Source organism: Pseudomonas sp. OA65 (assembly GCF_017498305.1).
In the GTDB taxonomy this organism is placed as follows: domain Bacteria; phylum Pseudomonadota; class Gammaproteobacteria; order Pseudomonadales; family Pseudomonadaceae; genus Aquipseudomonas; species Aquipseudomonas zanjanensis.
On record NZ_JAGDEZ010000015.1, the window covers coordinates 10379 to 34062 of the forward strand.

10 protein-coding genes are annotated in these 23684 nt (G+C 64.7%); 2 read left to right on the forward strand and 8 right to left on the reverse strand.

Annotation, left to right across the window (positions count from 1 at the left end; all coding sequences use genetic code 11):
• Positions 1–374: 374 nt before the first annotated feature.
• Both J3361_RS14825 and J3361_RS14830 read right to left on the reverse strand, forming a co-directional pair.
• Positions 375–12836 (reverse strand): filamentous hemagglutinin family protein, encoded by a 12462-nt coding sequence (locus J3361_RS14825; RefSeq protein WP_207965213.1) that lies wholly within the window; start codon positions 12834–12836, stop codon positions 375–377.
• Between the two features lie 279 nt (positions 12837–13115).
• A complete protein-coding gene (locus J3361_RS14830) occupies positions 13116–14297 on the reverse strand; it encodes a substrate-binding domain-containing protein (protein ID WP_207965214.1) in 1182 nt (393 codons plus the stop codon).
• A 499-nt stretch (positions 14298–14796) separates the two neighbouring features.
• Between J3361_RS14830 and J3361_RS14835 the strand changes: the two genes are divergently transcribed.
• Both J3361_RS14835 and J3361_RS14840 read left to right on the forward strand, forming a co-directional pair.
• Positions 14797–15303: a toxin-activating lysine-acyltransferase gene (locus tag J3361_RS14835; protein WP_207965215.1), complete on the forward strand. Its 507-nt coding sequence runs from the start codon at positions 14797–14799 to the stop codon at positions 15301–15303.
• Positions 15300–15473: a hypothetical protein gene (locus tag J3361_RS14840; RefSeq protein WP_207965216.1), complete on the forward strand. Its 174-nt coding sequence runs from the start codon at positions 15300–15302 to the stop codon at positions 15471–15473. The genes J3361_RS14835 and J3361_RS14840 overlap by 4 nt, the downstream gene beginning before the upstream one ends.
• A gap of 325 nt (positions 15474–15798) precedes the next feature.
• On the opposite strand, the gene gspF is transcribed toward J3361_RS14840, so the two are convergent.
• The 6 genes from gspF to gspK form a co-directional block, all read right to left on the reverse strand.
• The gene (gene gspF, locus J3361_RS14845) at positions 15799–17010 is read right to left on the reverse strand and encodes a type II secretion system inner membrane protein GspF (protein ID WP_207965217.1); all 1212 of its coding nucleotides are present in this window, start codon (positions 17008–17010) and stop codon (positions 15799–15801) included.
• Positions 17010–18428, reverse strand: coding sequence for a type II secretion system ATPase GspE (gene gspE, locus J3361_RS14850; protein WP_207965218.1), 1419 nt, complete (start codon positions 18426–18428; stop codon positions 17010–17012). The genes gspF and gspE overlap by 1 nt, the downstream gene beginning before the upstream one ends.
• Positions 18429–18597: 169 nt before the next feature.
• Positions 18598–20964, reverse strand: coding sequence for a type II secretion system secretin GspD (gspD, locus tag J3361_RS14855; protein ID WP_207965219.1), 2367 nt, complete (start codon positions 20962–20964; stop codon positions 18598–18600).
• Positions 20961–21530 (reverse strand): type II secretion system protein GspM, encoded by a 570-nt coding sequence (gene gspM / locus J3361_RS14860; RefSeq protein WP_207965220.1) that lies wholly within the window; start codon positions 21528–21530, stop codon positions 20961–20963. Before gspM ends, gspD begins: the two co-directional genes overlap by 4 nt.
• Positions 21523–22695, reverse strand: coding sequence for a type II secretion system protein GspL (gene gspL / locus J3361_RS14865; RefSeq protein ID WP_207965221.1), 1173 nt, complete (start codon positions 22693–22695; stop codon positions 21523–21525). Before gspL ends, gspM begins: the two co-directional genes overlap by 8 nt.
• Entirely contained in the window at positions 22692–23678 is a 987-nt protein-coding gene (gene gspK, locus J3361_RS14870; protein ID WP_207965222.1) for a type II secretion system minor pseudopilin GspK, read from the reverse strand. Before gspK ends, gspL begins: the two co-directional genes overlap by 4 nt.
• Positions 23679–23684 lie beyond the last annotated feature (6 nt).

Sequence of the window (23684 nt, forward strand, 5' to 3'; positions counted from 1 at the left end):
TGTGTCGTACCCAAAGCTTGAGTCCACCCAGTAACCCTGTGGGAGCGAGCCTGCTCGCGAAGGCGGTGGACCTGCTGGCATATATGTTGGCTGTGCCGCCGTCTTCGCGAGCAAGCCCGCTCCCACAAAGGGGGCCTGTGTCGTACCCAAAGCTTGAGTCCACCCAGTAACCCTGTGGGAGCGAGCCTGCTCGCGAAGGCGGTGGACCTGCTGGCATATATGTTGGCTGTGCCGCCGTCTTCGCGAGCAAGCCCGCTCCCACACTGAGACCTGCGGTGCATGCAAAAGCTCATGAACACCGCAGCCCCCCTTGTGGGAGCGGGCTTGCTCGCGATGGGGCCAGCACTGCCAACATCACCGCAAGCTGAATTCCCCTACAAACTCAACCGCCCCCGCTCCTCCTCCGTCAGCCGCTGGCGGCTCTGTTCATCCAAAGGCCCCGCGCCCAGGACCTGGACCGGGCTGGTCGGGTCGTAGGCCCGTGGGGATTCGCGGCTGGCGCCATCGCGGGACGGGGCCAGTTGCTCGGAGCCAAAGCTCACCACCTGCACGGTGAACACCGACGCCTGGTTCTGCCGCGCGGCGTTCTGTTGCTGACGGGCCACATCCTCAGCCGCCTGCGTCGCCGAAGACGCCGCCGAACTGGCCGAGGTGATGGCCCCGGTGTTCACCGAAGCCGCCAGCGGCACGCCAGAGGATTTGCCCTGGGTCTGGATGTTGGCCGCGTTCACCACGGTCAAGGCCGCGATGTTGACGTTGCCCGACACCCGGATCCCCGCCTCGCCCGCATCGATGGTGCCCAACGGCGCGATCAGGTCGATGTCTCCCGGCGTCACCTCGGCGATCGGATTGAGGGTGGCAATACCCGCGCCCGTACTCGGCACCGATGGCGACAAGGTGACGTTGCCCCAAGTGTCATACACGCGCCTTGGCGGCGTGTAGACCACCGTCGTCTTCGAACCACGCCCGGCGTTGATATCGCCCCCGGCCGACCAGCCGAGGATCGAACCGCCAAAGGTGGTCATGATCCGGCTCTGGCCCAGCAAAATGCTGCCTTGGGCGTACAACTGAATGTCACCCTGGCCCTGGGTGATGACCCCGGCCGAGGCCGGTGGCGCGTCACCTTCGATCCCGAATACCTGCTGCCCGCCCGGGGTCAGCACCTGGATATCGCCGCCAAAGTCGGTGTGGATCCCCGAACCGCCGTAGAGCGTGATGTCACCGTCGTAGCGAATGGTGTTGCCCGCCACATCCTTGCTGGGGAACAGCGCGGCAATCGCCTCGCGCCCCCGGCGGTAACTGCCACTGCGCTCGCCACCGACGGTGTTGTATTCGCGCCCCCCGGCCTTGAGTTCGGCGAAGTAGATCTGCCGGGCGAAGACGTTCTGCTGTTCCGTCGGCAGGCCGGCGAAAAACGCCAGGGCCTGGTCTTCGCCAGCGCTGTAGCCGAAGCGTTGACTCAGCCACTGGTTCAGTTCGCCGCGATAATCTTTCAGCGCCGCGCCCGGCTGCAGGTAACGCGCCAGCAAACCCCGATAGTTCGGCCCCTGGGGGCCAGCCCCGGCAATCAGCGCGATCGAGGCACCACCGTCACGGACCTGCGCCCCCGGGTCGACATTGCCAATGCTGTTGAAGCCGCTCTCCTGGTATAGCTGCCCCACGCCCGGGCCCGACCCGTACAGGTTACGCCCGGCACTGACCTCCAGCAGGCCGGGACCGGCAATATTAAAGGTGCTCAGGCGGATGTCGCGCCCAGCGGAAACCTGGGAAATTTCATCGCTTCGACTGTGCACGATCAAGTTACCGGTGGATTGCCCGCCAGCCGAACCACTGACGGCAGCAGGCACATCAGTCGCGGTGTTCAACGGCAAGCCGGAGTTGACAATGTCACGCCCGGCCATCACCCGCAGCGGGCCACTGCCCTCGTAGCGCACCTCGTCACCCGACGCTGGATAACGAATCACTTCGCCGGTCCGCAGGCCGACGATATCGCCCTTCACCGCATAAAAACGCACCGGCTCGCGCCGGGTATACGGCTGGACGCTGAAGGTATTGGCGCCAAAACTGAATAACGGGAATTCGCTCGGCGCGACATAGACACCTGTGCCGTAATTATCATAGTTCGGATTGCTGTTGATCCCGCTGTAGCCGGCGAAGGCCGGGCGCAACGGACTGGACAACAGGGCCGGATCGGCCCCCGACTGCGTGACCGCATAACCGCCGGCATAAATTGAATCGGCGGCGATCAGCTGCAACTCGGCATTGGCCGAGGGCGCGGTCATCAACGAGAACCCCGATGCCACGTCACTGACGCCACGGGCCGATGGTCCGTAGTAAAGGCTGCCATTGGCGGCGACGGCCCGCAGGATCGAGGGGTAGACAAAACGTCCGCCGGAGACTGAGGCATTGAGACCGGCCAGTTTTTCAATGGCGACGATGGGCGTCAGGTTACCGCCGACACTGAACAGGTCGATGGCGGTATTGCCGGTCCACAAGGAGAATTGGCTCAGGCCGCCGCCACTGCGATAGGCACCTTCGCGGTCGGTGTAGCCGGTGGAGTTCTGCATCAGCACTCGTCCCGGATCGCCCACTCCCTGCAACACCAGGTCGCCACGGCTGTCCAGGCTGACGCCGGCATCCCCCGGCATCAGGGTCACGCCGCCGCGAGCGGTGGCCATGGTGGAAACGTAAGCGTCATAGGCCCGAGACTCTTTCGGATCCTGGAAAACGCCATAGCTGCCGTAGGTCAGGCCCAACGCTCCGATCGCTCCAGCCTGCAACTGCAATGAACCGCGCAGGTTGGCCAGCATCCCGTTCAGATCAGCCGCCGCGCTGACACTCTCTCGTGCCGCCTGGGAAGGGTTGAGTTCACCGCCGATGCGCAACCGCAGGTCGCCGCCACCGGTCAACACCAGGCTGCCATCGGCGGCAACCCGGCCACTGCTGCCCACGGCCAGCACCAGCCCCTGGCTGCGCTCCACATCGGCGCCCAGGACACCGAGTTGTTGGGAAATCAAGCCGGCGTCGCCGCCCACATCGACGCTCAGGTTGCCGCCGCCCAACGTGCCGATCCCGGTAAAGCCCGTCAGGTAGGGATCCCCTGCCTCGGTGGAAGGCTGCTGGGCGAAGGTGCCGAAGTTGATCCACCAGGCGGTGGGGATTTGCGTGGCCGGATCGGCCGTGGTGCCTGTGCCTTGGCGCCATAACCAGTTGCCCATTGCCGCAGACGTGTTCTGTGCCCCACTGCCGACGTTTCTCTTGGAGAACGAATCGCCGTGCAGGTCACCGCCCACCGTCAGCTTGAGGTTACCGCCTTGCTCCGGGTACCAGGCCTGGTAAGCGCCATCGGTGGTGAGCGATTCATAGGCCGCACCCGCAGCACCCAGCACACTGCCATCGGGCTGTCGGCCACGGGCCTGCTGATAGGGGTCGTTGGCGCCCGGCGCCAACGAGGCCGACTGGGTGCCGGCGGTGTAGACCCCGAACAGCGACCGCATAGTGAAATCACCGGCACTGAGCAGTTCCAGATCGCCGGTCCCGGTGCGCAAGACACTGAACAGCTGGCTGCCGGGAGTGACCTTGGTGCGGATCGGCTCCGGAGGGTTGTCGGGAACCACAGCCAACACGCACCAGTCAGGAAACCAGGTGCAGAAATCCAGCGCATCAGGCGGCACAGGCTCCCCTGGTACACCATAATTGTTGGTCGGAGACCAGACCAAAACCGTTTTGGGCGGTGCTGGGATACATTCACCTGGAATCCAGGTGCAAAAATCCAACATATCGGGTGGTACGGGCTCTCCTGGCACGCCGATATTGCTGCCTGGCGCCCAAACCAACCCCGTTCCGCCACCCCCTCCGCCACCGCCACCGGTCTGCTCGCGCTTGGCCAGGTAATGCCCATCGGCCAATTGCAAATTGCCCGCCTCTGCATGAGGGCGGGTGATGCGGGTATCAGCCGCCTCGGTATCGGCCCCCGCCACCCAACGCATCGACCAGGATTGCGAGCCGTCCGGCAGCAGGCTTGCGACCGCCCAATTTCGGCCCTGGATACCGTTATCGACCGGGCGCAATTCGATCAGGTCGACCCCCTCGGCCAGCTTGACGTCGGTACCGGAAGGAATCAGCGCGCCGGAGCCCAACGCCAGGGCGCTACGCAACGTCAACCCGCTGCCCGGCACTGCGACCCCCTTGGGCCAGGTGCCGTCCTGGACGGTAATGCCCATCGGCAAACGGGTACCGGCTTCCAGGCGCGTGTCGACCGGCAAGCTGACCGCCTCTTTGAGCAAGGTGCCGGCGGCATACAGGAGGTTGCCGCTGGCATCGCGGATGGCGGCCTGCAACAGCGTACCCGCCGGCAGGTTCAGTGCCTCGCCCAGGCTCAGCGTGGTCGGCAGCTCGAGCCCCGCCGGCAGGCTGACGCCCTTGAAGGGCACGTCATAGTTGAGCAGGCTACCGGCCGGATACAAGGTGCCCTCGGCCAATTCGACACCGGCCCCCGGCACCACCAGGTCGGCACCGAACGGCTGTTTCCCAGCGATCAGCAACCAGCCATTGCCATCGGTGCGCACCGTCGGGTCGCCAGCCTCCGGCGGCGCGAAACCATCGTTGATGCTGCCATAGATGTTCAGGTTGCCGCCGGCACGCACGACCAGGTTGCCCGCCTCGCCTGAGCCATAGACATCGGTCTTTTGCGTATGGCGGTTGAGGCTGGCGTAGCGATAACCGGACAGGTCCAGGTCACCCTCCACCACCAGGTCGCCGTCCGGTGTCTTGCTGAGGATTTCCACGCCGGGCCGCAGGTGCAGCGCATCGGCGTAGGCGGCATTGTTCAGCCCGGCCAGTTTGCCATTGAGCAGATTGCCATTGACCAGCGCGGCCTTGATGAACGCCTCGCTGTCATTGTGTTTGTCGTTCAGGTATCGCTGATCGATCACTTGATAAGGCCACCCATCCACCGCCGGCGCGGTGCCGTCACGGGCATCGGTATAACGAGCAATCGCATTGACGTTGATGGAACGCGCGCCGAGCACCGACACGTTGCCGGAGGCATCGATGGCGATATCGCCGTACCGTGGATCATCGACCCGCAGCCGCGGGGCATTGAGCTCCAGGGTGCCACGGGCCCGGCCGTCATATTGTCCCGGGCCATTGCCCAGCGGCGCCCCGGTGCCGTGGCGCAGGTCCAGGCGCGCACCGCGGGCCAGGGTCAACTGGCCGTCCCCGGAGTTGAGTTCGATCAGCGCCCGGTTGGGGCTGTCGATGATTTTGCCGTAGCTGTCGACCCGCAAGATGCTGCCGTGGGTATCGAGCAGCGCGCTGCCGGCGACGGTCAGCCCGTGTTTCGCCGCCAGACGGATACTCCCGACCGCTTGCCCGCTGGCATCGACAGTGCCGAGCACGGTCAGGCTGCCGTTGTCCACTGAGACATTGATGGCATTGGCCTTGAGTTCGTTGCCGATCACCAGGTCGCCTTGCTTGAGTTGGAAGCTGCGCGAGCCAAACACTTGGTCACGGTTCAGCCGCCCGTTCAGCGCAGCGAAATCCCCCAGGGTTTGCCCGCGCAGGTCCACCGCGCCGCTGGCATAGGGCACCAGGGTGCCGCCGGCGTTATAGGTGCCGGTGGCGGAACCGAGGATGCGGCCTTGCAGGTCGATCAGGCCGGCATCGGGGTCGAGGGCGATCGCACTGAGCAGGCCGGCGCGGTTGTTGCGGGCGCTGAGGTCGACGGTCGAACCGGCGGCCTGACGGATATTGCCGGTGCGGCTGTCGAGGAACAGGTCACCGCCCCAACTGTATTTGCGCACATCGTTGAGCACCACCTCGCGCCCGGCCAGGTCGATCCGGGCGTTGTCACCCAGCACCACGTCACCGCTGGCGCCGAGGGTGAGCTTGCCGCTGGGCAGGCGGACCGTGCCGTCGAGCAACAGGCTGCCGGCCTGTAGCTGCAACTCAGCCCCCAGCGCCGCGTTGTCGACGGCTGCGGCCGACACCCCGGCAATGCCCGCCACCGTCAGCGCGCCACCGGCGGTGATGCGGTTGACCGAGCCTGCCTCGCCGGTCCACAGCGGTGTGTTCACCCGCAGGTCGCCGCCGCTGTAGCTGTAGCCTTTGCCGCTGACATAGTCGCCACGGGACTGGTACACCTGCAACGCGCCTTTGTGGTTGGCGGTGATGCGCTGGCTGGCGGTGAGGTTGACCTGGCTGAAGCCCAGCGTGAGGCGCTGCGGGTTGTCGAGGTTGTTGGCCTGGGCATTTGGGCCGTAACCGAATTCCAGCACCTGGGCCTGGATATCCAGCACCCCGCTGCCGTTGCCAGGTCCGGCCAGCAGCGGCGCGCCGGCCGGCGTCAGCGCACCGTTCCACACCAGGGTGCCGGTGCGAATGCTGGCATGGTCACCGGCCGCGCCGTAGCCGTAGATCGCCGGCGTGCCGAGGACCAGCCGCTGGAGGCTGGACTTGCCCGTCAAGGGGTCCAGGGTGCTGAGCTCGACGCTTTCGTAGAAGTTCACCGAATCCCGGGCATTGAGCACCAGGTTTTCCAGGGCGGGCGCGCCCTTGAGGCGATCGCCGCGCAGCAGGCGGTCAAGCACCTGCTGGTTGAGGGTCAGCCCCTTGGGCAGCGCCTGGCGTTGTTGGGCCGCCGCCAGCGCCTGGGCCGAACCGATGTTGATCGCGCCCACCGCCAGCGTCAGGTTGCGCGTGCCGAAGCGCACCGACTCATCGAGGTTGAAGACATTGTCGGTCGCCGCGGTGATGGTGCCTTGGGAATAGAGTTCGGTGGTGCCGCTGCAATGGCCGGTGTCGCATTGGCCGATCAGGATCGAGCCCGGACCTCTTCCCGAAGCGCCCGCAGAGGGCGGCAGCACATCGAGCCAGCCGTTGGACACCGCCAGCAAGCTGTTCAGGCCCGGATCGTAGACGAAACCGCTGCGGGAATCGAACGGTGCGCTGCCTTGGCCCAGGGTATTGATGCTCGCCCCCTGCTCGACCACGATGGCACCGGCCTTGACGTTAGTGGCTAGGAACACCTCACCGGCCTTGAGGCTGCTGCCCTGGCGCAGAACGATGTCGGACAGCGTCGAGTTGAAGGTCACCAGATTGCCGCCCTGGCCGTAGATGACGCCGGGCAGCATCCCGATCGACAGGCGCGGAGCCTGTAGAGCATTGAGCGCCTGATCATGGAGCGAGGCACCGGCGAACCCCGCCGTGGCCTGTTGGCCGACCGGCAGCACTTCGAGGCGGGTGGCGTCGGCGAAAATGCCGACGCTGCCGCCCAGGCCGCCCTCGGCCGGTTTGAAACGGGCTGTTCCGTTGAATCGGAATGTCTCGGCAGGGTCGCCCACCCCTTTGAACTTGAGCTTGAGGGTCTTGCCATCGGCCTCGATCATCGGCCGCGGCACGCCTTTGAGCGTGGCGTCGGCCTTGGCGAACGCTGCGTAGCCGGTTTCGTTGTATTGCGAATAACGCCGCAGCACGGCCGCCGAGGTCAGAATCACTTGGCTGGACAGCGCATCGCGAATATTGCTGTGGGCAATCGACAGCCCTCCCGAGGTGGCCCAGGAGCCGTTGCGCATGGCCAGGCTGCTGGCCATTTTTCCGCTGCCAGCCAGGCCATTGAGTTCGACCCGGAACGCTCCCGGCAACAAGGCATAAGTCGAGGGCAGCAAGGTGTAGGTGCCCGCCGGCAGGCCTGGAACACCCGCGTCCAGGGTAATGCGCTGGCCGATCAGCGGATCGCGCGCCCCGGTCTCCCCTGACGGCGGCGCATAGCCGCGCTGGTCGCCGGGGACGATGGCGTACACCGGGTTGGTGTCCAACCCCGGCAGTACCAGGCTACCGTCCGCACCGATCTGCACCAACGGGTTGTAGCGCGCGTCGGTAGAGCCGCCCCGCCCGGAAATGAAACCGGCGCCGGCCAGTTCGCCGCCACCGGACAGATCCAGCACGGCACCGGGTTGCACATCAATGCTGTGGCCGGTCATGGAGACGCCCACCGACAACACGTTGACCGACGTGCTGCCCCCCGCGCCGATCAATTGGACGTCCTTGCCGTTGTAGCGATAGGACAAGCCGTCGACCGTGCCGCCATAAGGCATGTTCAAACCGGCCCCACTGACCGACGTGACACTGCCCGGCAACAACTTCAAGGTCTGGATATCGCCCCCTTCTTCGCCCAGGCTGAGCAGCCCCAACGGCGCCCGCAGCACGCCGCCCTGCAATAAGGTGCCGGCGTCCAGGCTCAGCGAACCGAACACCGAATACGGTTGGGCCGGCAACGTGTCGGTGGTACGCCCGATCCGCAGGGTCGAGTCGGCGGTGGTCTTGACCCGCGCCGTGGCCCCCGTGGTCGGATAGATCTGCGCCGCCAGCAGGGTCAGGTCGGCGTTGCTGAGCAGTTGTGTGGCCGTACTCTCGATATTCAGCGGCGAGCCGCCAAGAAAACGCAGGTCGCCCCGGCTGCTCAACTGCGCCTGGGCAAAACCGCGGCGATCGATCTCCAGGGCCGGGCCCTGCTGGCGCGCCAGCACGCCATGGGCGCCCAGGGTCAGGACGTCGCGCAGGTCCAGCAGATCGGCATTGACCTGCAATTGGGCGGCACTGTCCTGCACCGACAGGCCACCCTGGATGGTCGGGCGCACATGCACGTCGGCGCCTCGCGCCGCGGCCCCGGCCAGACGCACATAAGGGGCGTTCAAGGCTATCCGGCTGTCACCCGGCGCGCCCTCGGCCAGCGCCAGGGAGCCGGTATAGATTTGCAGGCTCTGCGCCAGGTTCAGGTTCACATCACCGGCGAACGACAGGATGCCGTTGCTGAGCAAGGTCAGGTTGGCGAACCCGCCGCGGCTGACTTTATCGACGTCCAGGCGGCCCTGGCCGTAGCTCATCAGGCCATCGGTGGCAGCGCTGCCGGTGCCCCGGGACAGGATCAACTCACGCGGCACCCGCACCTGATCGTCCACCGTCGAGCGATCGTACAGCGGGGTTTCCAGCGCCACCGACAGGCTGCCACCGGCAGCGCCGACACCGCCGGAAGCCGCCTGGAACTCGCCGTCCAGACGCAAGCCATTGTTCGAACTCAAGGCGATGCTGCCGCCCGCGCTGCTCAGCGTCGTGGCGCCTTGGCCACGGATATCCAGCTCGGCCTGGGCGCCGTTGGCCAACAGCCGCGCGCCCTGCTTCACCACCACGAACAGGTCCGGCGCGCTGGCCGTGCCTTTGTCGGTGTCGACGCTGCCACCGATGACAATGCTGCCGGCGTCATCCACCCGGCCGTAACGCCGGTCCTGGGCATCCACTGCCGTGACCGCGCGGGCCGAGACGTCCAACAGTGCATGCTCACCCAACAGGATCGAACGCTGATGGGGACGTTCGACCACCGGAATATCCGCCAACCCCGCCGGCTTGATCTGGGTCAGCAGGATTTTCCCGCCCCAGGCATCGAGTTGCCCGTCGACGCTCAACTGACCGACGCTGGCCAGGCTCAGAGTGCTGCCTGGATCGACACTGATCCGCGCGCCCGTACCGACCACCAGCGCCGCCGTTTCCCGCTCGCTGGCGGTGGACAGGATGCTGCCGGCCTGCAGGCTCAGGTTCGCGCCCTTGCGCTGGCTCAACACGCCTTTGATCGCATCCTGCTGGTACAGCTCAGGGGTCCAGAGCGACAACAGCGTCTGCGGGTCACTGCCGGTCGCTGCGTCCTGAAGGTTATCGCCAAAGTGGTACACCGGCATGCTGACGTCCAGCTGGGTGCCATCGCTGACGGTCAGTCCCTGGTTACCGGTAATGTCGTAGGCCGAGAAGCCCTTGTTGAAGAAGTCATTGCCCAACACCAGGCCGGCGTCGGCGTCCGCCACTGGGTGGTCGCTGAGGGTCACCTTGCCGGCCTGCACGCTCAGGCGTCCGCCGCCATTGACCCCATGGCCGCGCAGCTCACCGTCGAGGCTCAGCACCCCGTCGCCGGCGGACGTATTGGCGTTGGCCGCCAGGGTCAGGTTACCGCCCTTGCCACCCCGTTGCTTGCCATCGGCCAGCAGCGCGGCGCCCGATGAAACATCGATCAGGCTGCCGTCCGCCAGCGTCAGGTCGCCGCTGCTGCGCAGGGACACGTTGCCGCCATTGAGGAACGGCAGCGCGCTGCTGTCATTCGGATTGTGCAGTTGATTGCTCCAGAGGCCACGGGTATCGAGGGTCACGCCGTTGCCCAGGCGAACGGCGGCACGACTGCCGTCAACGGCATCGATCCGGGTGTCCTCGATTCGGGCGCTCTCACTGATTTGCTGCAACACGTTGCCCAGGGCAATCTCGCCGCCCCGCGCCGTCAGGTTGGCGTCGACCTGGACCTGCGGCCCGTACAGGGTAATGCTGCCGGCCGGCGCGACCTGCAGGTCTCCTTCGACCTTTATGCTGCCGGTGGCGGCGATCTTCACGGCGCCCAGGCCGAAGCCGTTGAGCTGTTCACTGTTCAGGTACAGGCGGCCTTCGCGCCCCTCGGCCACGGTGTCCTGGAGCCCCACTCCGGCCGCAAGGGATTGATCCTCGGTCCCGAGGACGATGTCCTGCAGCGTGCCGGCATTGGCGCGCAAAGCGTATTGCAGGGTACCGCTGCTTTTCACGTAGTAAGGCACGTAATTGCCAACGATCAGTTGCGCGCCACGGGCCACCGCCTTCGCCGACTGGTTGTAACCGTCCAGCCCGACCTGGGCGGCCTGCACCTGGCGGTCGCTCTGGAAGGTGTCGCCGACCACCTGGCCTTCCAGCACGGCGTTGCGCGTGCCGATCACCAGGGAGCCGGCATCGCGACCGACGCTGTAGCCCTGCTCGAAACGCTCCCGGGGGGCGATCAGCGGACTGTAGTAGAACCGGCTCTGGCCCCAACGCGTACTGTGATCCTCGTAACCCTGGTACACCCCTTCATAGAGGATGTCGCCAGGGGCTCTGGAGATTTCATACAGTCGCCCGTTCGCACCCTTGAGCCAGCTTTGCTTGACCATGCCGGACTGCACATCGAGGGTGCCGCCGGACAGGTTGATCTGCGAGCCCTTCTGCGTCACCACATCGTTACCGCTGAAGGACACCGTACCGCCCTGGGCCATCCACTCACCCACGCTGTGCACGCGGGTGCCCAGGTAGCCGCCGACCTCCAGCAGGCCACCGGCGGTGTACCAGCGATCCGTCGCGTAGCCGTTGGTGCCGGCGGGCACGAACACCAGGTCGCGGGTGTCGACCCACACGTCCTTGCTGTTCAGGCCGCCCTTGTCGCGGTTACCGGGGGCGTCGCGCTGTTCGTTGCCCTGGACGTTGATCTTGATGCTGTTGGATTCCATCGCCACCTTGACGCCCAACGCACCGGACACGTCGATGACCGCGCCATCGCCGACCCGACTGCGCTGGGTCGCGCGGACGCCGACCTGGCCACCGCTGGCGAGGGTGATCGAGCCTTTCTGGAAGTCGACGGTGCCGGCGCTGTCGATGGCGATCAACGACTGGTCGCGGCGATAGCCGTCGACCGCGACGATAGGCGAAGTGTTGGCACTGGGCGGTTGCAGCAGACCATTGCGCTGGCTGTCCAGGGCACTGCTGCTATCGAGCAGGATCGCACTGGTGGCGCCCTCGCCCAGGGTCACGCTGCGACTGGCGGTCAGGTGCAGGGTGCCGCGTGAATCCACCGAGGTACTGGCCAGCGCCACGCCGTTTTGCCGCACGTCCTGGCCGGTCAGGCTCACGTCGCCCAATGCTGCCTGCAGCAGGCCGCTGTTGCTGACTTCGCCCGTGCCGCTGGCGACCACTTGATTGCCGCGCACCGATGATTGCGCGTTACCGTCGGTGCCTTGGCCTTTCTTGATCACGAAATCACTGCCGGCGGCCAGCGCGACCTGGCCCTTCTGGGCGCTGATGGTCCCGGCATTGTCCACTTCGTTGCCCAGCAACAGCACATAACCGCCACCGGCGGTGGAGCTGGCAGGCGCGTGGGTTTCGATCCGCGCGCCCTGCTCGACCCGCACCTTGCCGCCGGCGTTGGTGAAGGTCGGCGCCGCGCCGGGGCTGTACAGGCCATTGTTCTTGAACTGGTTGTCGTCGAACGCGGTGGCGGCCGCCACCAGGTTGCGCACGTTGATCTGGCTGCTGCCGCTGAAAACGATGCCGTTCTGGTTGAGGATCAACACCGTGCCATTGGCCTTGATCGCACCTTGGACCTGGCTCGGCGCGGTCGCGTTATTGACCCGGTTGAGCACCGCCCAGTCGGCGTTCTGCTGGAAATTGACGGTGGTATCGCGCCCGACGTTGAAAGTGTCCCAGTTGATGATCGCCTTGTCGGCCGTCTGCTTGATCGAGACCTGGGTCTTGCCGCCCGCCTCGGTCTGCACCGGCGCCTCGACGTTGCTGAAGACCGGTTTGCCATCGGCGCCGATCACCAGGTTCAGGCCATTGCCACCCAGGCCGTTATGAATGGTTTGCGGGTTGGCGAAGGCTGACGCACGGCCCGCCGCCTGCAAGGCCTGCTGCGCGGCGATCGCCGCCACCGTGTTGTTGAGGTTGCTCAGCGAACGCTGCAATTGCTGGTTGGCGGTCTGCTGTTGCGCCAACGGTGGCGGCGCGCCTGGAACCTGCCCGCCCGGGCGAGCGGCATGGGTGGCCTGGGCCGCGCCCTTAGCGGCAAACCAGCTCGAACTGAAAGCCGCCGGCTGCGCGGCCTGGGCCGTGCCCGTGAGCACCAGCAAACCAATGGCCTGGGCCAGGGGAGTCAGGTACAACGCGCCCTGCTCCAGTACCGAGCGAGAGGATCCAGGGGCGAAGCCGCGAGGCGTCGGTTTCGAAGTTTTTTTAGACAGACGCATCACTATCCGATCCTTTTCCCAAAGCACAGAGTTAGGTCACACAGCCGCCCCGAGGTGGCCGTATCGATACCTGATAGGCGGTTACAACGGTGCGCGACCGAACGCTTGTCATACAAAGTTCATCTGCGTGCCGGCCGGGCAGCGAAATCATCTGGAACAGCGAAGCGCGCAAGGTTTCCAGGCGCAGAAAAACAACATCGGCAGCGCCAACCTGGCCGCTACCGATGCTGTTTTCAGAGTGGCCACATCCTGTGGCCTGAGCGGCTCCCTGCGTGCGGCTTACAAACGACCTTTGCCGTTGCAGACGCTGATGTTGGCGATATCCAGGCCGTCGCCATAGGCGTTGTCGAGGAAGGTTTTCTTGATTTCGCCAGCCAGGTTGGTCGGTGTTGCGCTGGTGCCTGGGACGATGGCAAAGGCGTGGGCGTTGATGACGGTGTTTTTGGTGCCGGTGTACAGGCTGGTCAGGAAGTTGCGGATGGCGGTGGCATCGGCAGCGGTCTTGTAGCACTGACCCACGAGCAGGTTGGTGTAACCCACGATCGGGTACTGGTTGGCGCCTGTGGGAACAGCGGTGTCATTGGCGGCGGAACCGAAGGTAGGGACCCACTTCAATGGGTTGGCACGATCGGCAGCGGTAGCCGGGACTGGAGCGGTACCCAGGGCGGCGGTGGTGTTGGCCAGGCTTGGCAGTGGCGCGGTGCCGGCGGCTACGGCGTTTTTGCTGACGCGAGCAACCACGGCGTTGTTGTTCGGAGAAACAAAGTCAGGGCTGACATAACCGATGGCGCCATTGGTGGCGTTGACCGCGGTCACTACGTCAGCACTGCCGGCAACGGCTTGCCAGTTGGCAGGCTCGGCACCCAGGTTGGCCGAGGTAAAGGTGCTGCTGACGCCGAACTTGGTAGGGCAGGAATCATTCAGGAAACGGGCGAACAATTCAGTGGTGCCGCTGCTGCCGGAACGGTAGATGACCTTGATCGGGGTGGCGTCGCTGTTACCCAGGATCGGGCCCCAGGTGGTCACGGTGCCGGAGAAGATGTTGCACAGTTGGGCGCCGGTCAGTTGCAGGGTGGTGGTGCCGGTTTTCTTGTACGGGACGGTGACCGAAGTGCCTACCGATGGAATCTGGATCAGTTTGCCGAAGGTGGCACCGAAGGCGTTGTTGTAGTTGGTCAGTTCAGTCTGGCTGATGACCGAGTCGCTACCGGCGAAGTCAACCGGGGTACCGGCAGGCTGGCTGATCGAAGCGGGTGCGTTGGTCAGGAAAGCCGTCTTGCCGGCGCCGCTGCCGACACCGGTGTAGCTGAAGTCTGTCGGCAACAGACGTGGCAGAGGCGAAGCGCCGTTGTAGAGTCTCTCAGGCAGGGTGGCACCGCCACCGACAACCGCGGCCATCGATTGGGCCGAAGCCAGGGCGGCTACTGCCAGGGACGCTGCGATCATAGTGCGCTTAAACATGAAGAATCTCCTTTCATCGTGTTCGTACGTAGGTTGAGTGACGCATGCTTGCCGTCATGGCGCTCGGTCCTGTGCCGATGGCGATGGGGTGAGGCCATGGGTTAGAAATTCGCAGCTTCCGGTGACAGATAAAGGAAAAAACCTCGGGAGTTGAGGGCTGTTTTCAGGATGTTTTTCTCGGGTGTTCGAGGGCTCTGGACCGTGGGTTCAGGCGGATTTTTCAGGGGGACGGCAAGAGCTGGCCGTGGAGATGGCGGCGCAGGGTTGCCGGGCGGCGGAAGATGACAGAACGAGGAACCCGAGTTTGGCAACGGGGAGGCTCGGGAGGTGAGGCTATACAGGAAAAAACTTAACGATGAACCCCTACACCTGTAGGGTCGTCAGCAATCGGTTTTCGACGCTAATGTATCCATCAATAGTTCCCACCATGCTTGTGCAGCTGGAATTCTCGTGGCATCCGGGAGCGTCGGATGGAGTCACTAAGGCTAGGAGCCTTTTCATGTCAATGACAAACCGTTTTCGTCTGGTTACTCAGTGCCTAAACAACACTATTGAAAAGAAGGCCGCAGCACTCGGCTATGCCAACTTGATTATGTTCATGTGTAGCCGTTCTCATACGTTTCAGATGCGTACACTGCATTTTTGGTTGGTGCCCGCGATTGATCATCAGCAGATTGTGTTTTTCTTTGACTCCACAGCAAGGCCTATGGGCTATGTTACGTGGGCATATCTGGCACCGGATGCTGAGCAGCGAATGCTGACGGATCCCAACTTTCTGCTGCACCCGTCGGAATGGAATGAAGGGGGGCGGACGTGGATAATCGATTTTTGTTTTCCCAGTGGCGGCGCTAAAGATGCCATCAGTACCTTAAAGACAATATTTCGAAGGAACAATATTCCTCAACTGTTTTGGGCACGCAGGAATTTTGATTTCACAATCAAGAAAACCGGATGCTATAGCCTGTCGAAATCATCGACGGACGGGCTGAGCGTATCAACCTCATGAAAAAAATAATTGCCATCCTAGCTTCATTATTGTTCGGCATTTCTATAGGTGTGATCGCTGATCACTGGGAGTTAAATTTATATATTAAAGGCTTGGCCATTGGACTTGCAGTACATGCATCATTTCGTTTTTTTGGAATTAATCAAAAAAGATTAAACAAACACAACTGAAATTTATTCATTTAAAGGCAGGACATCGACATGAGAGATCTCACCGAAGAAGAACAACTTATGATTTTCGGCGCAGGCGACACCATTGTCTCAGCAGAAACGGTAGGAGCGTCAATCGGAGCAGGTGTTGGAAGTAGATTCGGAGGCGCAGGCGCCGCAGTGGGTGGCATTGTAGGCGGGGCGGTGGGTAACTTTGTGGGTGGTCTCTCCAACGTCAAGCCGATGCCTAGGAGTCAGATTCCTGTCGCTGGAATACCTCCAGCAGGAAGTTTTGGTGGTTTTGGTGGTCTTGGGGCAACCGGAGCGTAGTTTCAGCGTTGACGATTCATTGAACCAACTGGTTGATCTCAATGATCGGCAACAACACCGCCATGACAATGACCAGCACCACGCCGCCCATGACCACGATCATCAGCGGCTCCAACAGTGCGGTCATGCCCATGGCGCGGCGTTCGATGTCGCGGGACAGGGTTTGCGCGGCGCGTTCGAGCATCGGTGGAAGGCAGCCGGTTTTCTCGCCGCTGGCGATCAGGTGGATCAGTACCGGGGGGAAGACTTTTTCCACCCGCAGCGCCGCCGCCAGGTTGACCCCTTCGCGGACCTTGGCCGTGGCCTCGCTGACGCTCTGGCTCAGGCGTTCGTTGGACAACGTCTGGCGTGCGGCCTCAAGGGCTCGCAGCAACGGCACCCCAGCGCCGCCGAGAATCGCCAGGGTCGAGGCAAAACGCGCGGTGTTGAGGCCCAGTACAAAACGCCCGATCAGCGGTAGGCGCAACACCCGTGCGTGCCAGTTCAACCGTGCCGTCGGTTTGCGCAGGTACAAGCGCCAACTCCAGAAGCCTCCGGCCAATACGCTAAAACACAACCAGCCCCAGGCACGGATGAAGTCACTGGCGGTGAGCATCGCCACGGTCAGCCCGGGCAGATCCTGGCGGGCCTGGGAGAACGCACTGACCACCTGGGGCACCACATAGCTGAGGAGGAAAATCACGATGGCCACCGACACCAGCCCCACCACCCCGGGATAGATGAACGCCGTGAGAATCTTGCCCCGCAAGTTGTTGCGCTCTTCGATGTAATCGGCCAGCCGCTCCATCACCTGGGCCAGGTCACCGGACTCTTCGCCCGCCGCAATCAGCGCCCGATAGATTTCCGGAAAGTCCCGCGGCCGCGCCGCCAGGGCTTCGGCCAGGCGCATGCCGCTGCGCACATCGGCGCGCACCGCGCTCAGGGTCTGGGCGATGTGCTTGCGCTCGGCCTGCTCCACCGTGGCGCTCAACGCGGCTTCCAGCGGCAAACTGGCACCCAGCAGGCTCGCCAGTTGCCGGGTGGCCCAGGCCAGGTCGTTGTCCGAGAGCTTGGCGCTGAACAAACCACCGCCGCTGGCCTGCGCCGTGTTGCGCTCGAGCTGCACCTGCAACGCGGTCAAGCCGCGACTGCGCAACAGATTGAAAGCGGCGCCCTGGCTGTCGGCTTCCAAGTGCCCAGACTCGATTTTGCCCTGGGCGTCGGCGGCCTCGAAACGGTAGCGATTCATCAGGCGTCCCGTGTTACGCGCAGGATTTCTTCAGGGGCCGTGGTGCCACTGCGCACCCAACGCTCGCCATCCTCGCGCATGCTGAACATGCCAGCCTGGCGGGCGGCGGCGCGCAGTGCCTGCTCCCCTGCCCCTTGGTGGATCAGCGTGCGGATGTCGTCGTCAATGCAGAACAACTCATGGATGCCAGTGCGTCCGCTGTAGCCGGTCTGGTTACACGTTGGGCACCCCACCGGACGCCAGGTGCCGGGCGTCGCCGGGTCGGGTTGCTTGCACTGCGGGCAGAGCCTGCGCACCAGTCGCTGGGCCAGCACGCCGAGCATCGACGAGGCCAGCAGGAATGGCTCGACGCCCATGTCGATCAAGCGGTTGATGGCCGACACCGCGTCGTTGGTGTGCAACGTCGCCAGCACCAAGTGACCGGTCAGGGAGGCCTGCACGGCGATTTGCGCGGTTTCCAGGTCGCGGATTTCACCGATCATGATGATGTCCGGGTCCTGGCGCAGGATCGCCCGCAACGCCAGGGCAAAAGTCATGTCGATCTTGGCGTTGACCTGGATCTGACTGATGCCCGGCAGGTCGTATTCCACCGGGTCTTCCACGGTGAGGATGTTATGGACGCTGGCGTCCAGCCGGGCCAGGGCGGCGTAGAGGCTGGTGGTCTTGCCACTGCCGGTGGGGCCCGTGACCAGGACGATGCCGTGGGGCTGGCGGATGAGGTGATCGAGCTTGCCCAGCACGCCCGGGTCCATCCCCAGGGTCTCCAGTTGCAGGCGTCCGGCCTGTTTGTCCAGCAAGCGCATTACCACCCGCTCGCCATGACCGGTGGGCACCGTCGAGACGCGGATATCGATCGGTCGCCCGGCCACCCGCAGGGCGATCCGGCCGTCCTGGGGCAGGCGTTTTTCGGCGATGTCGAGCTGGGCCATGATCTTGATCCGCGACACCAGCGCGCCGTGCAGGGCCTTGCGCGGCGAAACCACATCCCGCAGGGTGCCGTCGACCCGGTAGCGCACCACTGAATGGCTTTCGTAGGGTTCGATGTGGATGTCGCTGGCCTCGTCCCGGGCGGCCTGGGTCAGCAAGGCGTTGATCATGCGGATCACCGGCGCGCCGTCCTGGGTGTCCAGCAGGTCGGTGATCTCGGGGATGTCCTGCATCAACCGGTCGAGGTCGACTTCGTTTTCCGCCGCGCCCACGACTGCGGCAGCGCTGCCGGTGTCGGCATAGGCGCTGTTGAGCAAGCCGTCGAGTTCCTCGTCGCGCACCCGTTCCAGCCGCACCTCGCCGAACTGACGGCGCACTTCACTGATGGACCAGCCCGGCGTGGACGGGCACACCATCAACACTGCGCCGTCTTCGGACTGGCGCAACACCAGGCGCTGGGCCTTGGCCCAGGCGTATGGGAGAGTGTTCATGGGGACAACCCCTCTATGACTGATATGCACCCCGTGGCGAGGGAGCTTGCTCCCGCTGGGTTGCGAAGCGACCCCAAACAGGTTGAATGCGATCTGCCTGACGCACCGAGGCGCCAGGTTTCGGGTCTGCTGCGCAGCCCAGCGGGAGCAAGCTCCCTCGCCACGGTGCTCATTGACCAACCGGCTCCGTTGCCGGCACCGCCTTGATCACCGCCCTGGGCGTTTGCAAGCTCACCGGCGCGGCGGCGGGGATCGCCCGGGCCGAGGCTGGCAGTTGCGGGGTTTGCACGTCCGGCAGTGCCCAGCTGCGCTCCGGTTGCAGCAAGCCTTGGGCACGGCGCATGAAGTCGTAGCGGTTGAGGGTGATGCCGCGGCCCGCCGCCGTGTCGCGGATGATATAGGGCCGCAGGAACACCATCAGGTTGGTCTTGGTCACTTGGCGCCGTTCGTTGCGAAACAACGCACCGATCCCAGGAATCGTCGACAGCCACGGCACCGCGTCGTTGCTCTGGGTGTAACCGTCCTGCAGCAGCCCGCCCAGGACCATGATCTGCCCGTCGTCGAGCAGGATGCTGGTGTCGATGGCGCGCTTGTTGGTGACGATGCCCGTGGTGCTCGAAGCGCGGTTGTCGACGCTGCTGACTTCCTGATAGATATCGAGCTTGACCGTCCCCCCTTCGGAAATCTGCGGTCGGACGTTGAGCTTCAAACCCACCTCCTCACGGGTCACGGTCTGGAACGGGTTGTTGCTGGTACCGCCCCCACCGGTGACGTAGCTGCCGCTGACGAACGGAATGGTCTGGCCAACGAAAATGCTCGCCGCTTCGTTGTCCAGGGTCAGCAGGTTCGGCGTCGACAGCACGTTGGTGCCGCCCTTGCTCTTCAAGGCCCGGGCCAGGACCTTGAGGTCGAGGATCTTGCCGATGCCGGGAATGTCCACGGTGCCGTTGACCAAGCCCAGGTTCAGGCCCTGGGGCAACACGTCGATGCTGGTCTTGCCATTGAGGTTGAGCCCCGTGCCGCCGAGGTTGACCCCGCCGATCACGCCGCTGCCGCCAAGGTTGCCGGTCTGCCATTGCACACCGAACTCGCTGGCGTCGTCCTCGCCGACCTCGACAATCAGGCTCTCGATCACCACTTGGGCGCGACGCTGGTCCAGCAGGTCGATGACTTCCCGCAGGTTGCGGTACAGCGGGTCCGGCGCGGAGATCAGCAAGGTGTTGGTGGTGGCGTCGGCCTGGATGGTCACGCCGCCGGCGCTGAAGGCGGTGCCCTGCTCACTGTTCGTCGACGTCGTGCTGGGGGAGCCGTTGCTGCCCTGGGCGTAGCCATTGCCGCTGCTCGACACACTGCCGCTGGTGGTGCTGCTGCTGCCGTCGCCACTGCTGCCCTGCCCGCCCTGGCCGTTGGTGCTGGCGCCCATGCCGCTGAGCACCGAGCGCGAGTTGTCGTTGCCCTCGCCTTCGCTTTCCCCGGTGAGCAAGCCGCGCAGGGCCTGGGCCAGTTTGCCGGCCTGGGCGTTGCGCAGGTACACCACGTGCAGGTTGCTCGGGTTGTTCTGGGCGTTGTCGAGTTTGTAGATCAGGTTGCGCGCCAGCTCCGTGCGCTCGGGGCTGCCGGCGCGAATGATGATGGAGTTGGAGCGCGGGTCGCCGATCACGTTGATCTTCTGAGTCTGGTCGCCGCCCTGGGTTTCCAGCAGGTCAGAGACCATTTGCGCGATGTCGACGGCGATGCCGTTGTGGATGGGCACCACGTCGGTGTCGATGGCACTGGGGGTGTCGATGCCTTCGATGAGCTGCGCCACCCGCGACAGGTTCTCGGCGTAATCGGTGACGACAATGGTGTTGTTGCCCGGGTAGGCATTGATCGGGTTGTTCGGTGACACGATCGGCCGCAACACCGGGATCAGGTTCACGGCGTTTTCGTATTGCAGGCGGAAGGTGCGGGTCAGCATGCCGTTGCCGGCCGGTTTGTCGGCGCTGTAGATCGGCCCACCCAGCAGCTTGGCATCCGCCTCCGGCACCACCTGGGCCACACCGCCGACGTCGACCACGCTGAAGCCTTGCATGCGCAGCGCGGCCAGCAGCATGTCGTAGGCCTGGTGGGCCGGGACCTGGCCCTCGGAGACCAGCGTCAGGTTGCCCTTGACCCGCGGGTCCACCAGGAACTGTTGGCCGGTGGAACGGGACAAGGCCCGCACCACCGCCTGGATGTCCGCCTCGACGAAATTCAGCGTCACCGGTTGATCCCCCAGGGGCGTGCGCGCCGACGCATTGCCGCGCGGCTCTCGGGCACGGGCGGTGAGGTCGACTTGATGCCGCACCGCCGGCTTGCGTTCACGCAAGTCCTGGGCCCGCTGGCGATCGAGCAATGCATCGCCGCTGCGCTGGGTACTCCCCAACGGAATCCCCAGTTCGCTGTCCACCAGCAACGGTGGCTGCGACGCGGGCGGCGTGCTGTTGCAGGCACTCAACGCCAGCAACAACAGCGGTGCAGCCTTGCGCCAATGACGTGGGTATCGGGCCCCTTTCATGAAGCTTCCTTAGCGCTGTGCGCCTGATCCATGCGAACGGTTCCGGACAATGTGCCGGTGTTGTTGTCGTGGTTGTCGAGGGTGTCGGTATTGGCCGGGACGGAACGCTGCAAACGAGCCTCGATCACCTCCAGGGAGAATTGCCGTGGGTTGCCCAGCAGCCAACTGATGACCGCCTCCGCCGGGGCCTGGTCGAACGTGAGCTGCCAAGCACCGGGGCCCTCGGACGTTTGCAATTGGTAGTGCTGGCTCAAGCCGCTGGCGTCCAGGCTCTGGCGCAAGGCGGCTTCGAGGGGCTGGTCTTGGGCTGGCCCCGCGACGTCACGCAACAGCACCTCAAGGGCTTCGGTCTGTGAGCGCAGCTTCGGGGTTTCGGCTTGCCAATAGGCGATGGTCTTCAGCGGCGGCTGGATCAGTGCGAGCCAGACCAGACAGCCACCCAGCACCAGCGCAGCCAGGGCCACGGCGGCTTGTTCGCGGGCGGCAAGCCCCTGCCAGAAGGTGCGCAATTGCGTGCGAAAGGTTTGCCAACGGACCCGCGCCAGGGCCAGGGTGTGCTTATTCATCGTCGGCGTCCGGGGTTTCGTCGGGGGCGTCCTGGCCCGCTGGCGCCACGCGTAGGACCCAGCCCTGGTCGACGGCGGCGATGTCGATGCCGGCCTGGGCCAGGGGGATTTTCCAATCATCGTCGGCGGCGGGCTTCTGCGCCTCGGCCACGACATTCAGGCGCAACTCACCGTTATCGAACGCCAGCGCCTGGACATTGCCGCTCATGAACGGCATGGCGCTGCCAGCCTGCTGCACCAGGCTGGCAAAGCGTTGGGCCGGGTCAGTCGCCGCGCCGCTCTGGCGCGCTGCGATTTGCTGGCGCGCCTGCTGCAGTGGGTTGAGGATCACCGGCAATTCGGGAAACGCCTGCTTCACCCGCTGGCTCATCTGCGCCTTGAGCCGTTGGCCCTGGGCCGCTTCGCGGGCGGCGTAGAGGTTCAGCCCGACCACCCACACCGCCAGCGCTGTCGCGCAGATCGCCGCCGCCCGGCCCCAACCACCGCGCTCGGCCGCGCTGCGGGACAGGCCGGCATGCAAGCCCCAGCCCGGCGTCGGGCCAATCCAGCGTTGGCTGTCGGCCAAGATGTCGAGGGAAGATTGCGGTGGAACTTTGCCCACCCAATGCAGCCCGCTCCCCATTTCCAGGAGCCACTCGTCCAGCGCCGCTTCCTGCAACGGTTGCACCACGGCGTGCTGAACGCCATAGCGCACCAGCAAATGATCGTCCTCGATGCAGGCCACCGGCCCCGACAGCACCGGCAAGGCGTAGGCCGCCGGGTAGAGGCCGCGCAGCTTCATGCCGGCCTGGTGCACAAGCCGCCCGAGATTGGCGAGGGATTCACGGTCCAGCCAGGCGATCTGCACCTGCCCATCAACGTCGCGCGGGCTGTGGGCCACCTGCATGTGCTCACTGGCACCGAGCATCAGGGCCTGGGCCGCGCACGTCACCGCTGCGGTGATCTTGGCCGCCGGCAACAGCGGCAACTCCAGGCGAGTCAGCAAGCTGTCGCGGGGATGAAGGAAGCATTCCACTGATAGATTTTTACTGCCCTGGCCCAACGCCCGCAGGCTGCTTTGGCCTTGCTCACGGACCTGGCCCTGGCGATCCAGCCAGGCAAACGCCACCACACTGTCGAGATCCAGGCTGCCCAGCGGCGCCAGGCCGATGCGCAAGCGCGTCATACGCCCACCCTTGACCAGATCACCTGGGGCAAGCGGTCCTCGCTGCGTTGCAGCAACGCCTCCAGTTCGACCCGGCGCTGACCACTGCGCGCCTGGCCCCGCAGGCGAAACCAGTCGCTGGTGATACCGACCTTGACGTTGGCGGTGTCCAATTCGGGCATGCGCAGGCGATTGACGAAATCCCCGCGGTTGATAAACCAATGGCCACCGTCGCGTTCCCTGACCAGCGCCTCGGCCCGTTGCAGCGACAGCCCCGGCACGTAGGCGGCCAACACCGGGGCGCTGGCGGTGTTGCCGTTGATCCAGGTGTTGGCCGGCAAGATCGTCACGTACGGCGCCAGGGTGTCCAGCAACCGAGGGGTGACGCCCTTGACGCTGCGCAAGTCTTGCAAGGTGCGCAGCATCGGGCGCGTTGGTGAAAGCGGCTTGTTGGCGGCCAACGGCGACGTTTCGCGGCCACTGTCGAATGTGTTGCTCTCTGGCGCCTGGTCCGACCGCTGCGGATTCAACAGCCGCGGATACGCCTCGACCACCCTTTCGACGATGCGCGTGCGGACCGTCGCGGCCACCCCAAGCTGCGCACACAGGCGCTCGAAGGCGCGCACCTGCTCCTCATCCACGCGTTCATTGGCAACGAGGTTGCGCAGGTTGAACTTGCCTTGTTCGTCCTCCAACTGGCCTTCGAACGGCGTGTCGATCTGAGCCGAACCGGGCATCACGATGGGCTTCGCCCAGGGCTGGCCGAAACGCGTCAGGGGATCGCGTTGACGGGCGTCCCAGAGCAACTGGCGACTCAGTTGCAAACCACCCTGCAAGCGCGCCGTACCTTGGACGCGCAACTGTTCGGCCTCCAGACTGCGGGTGAACAGGGTCTGGCGGGTCAGCATGCCGCCGGCGATCACCGCTACTACAGCAGCGATCAGCAAGGCACTGATCACCGCCATGCCGCGCTGCTTCGCCGCGAGGGGCGAATCCGTTCGCATCACGGC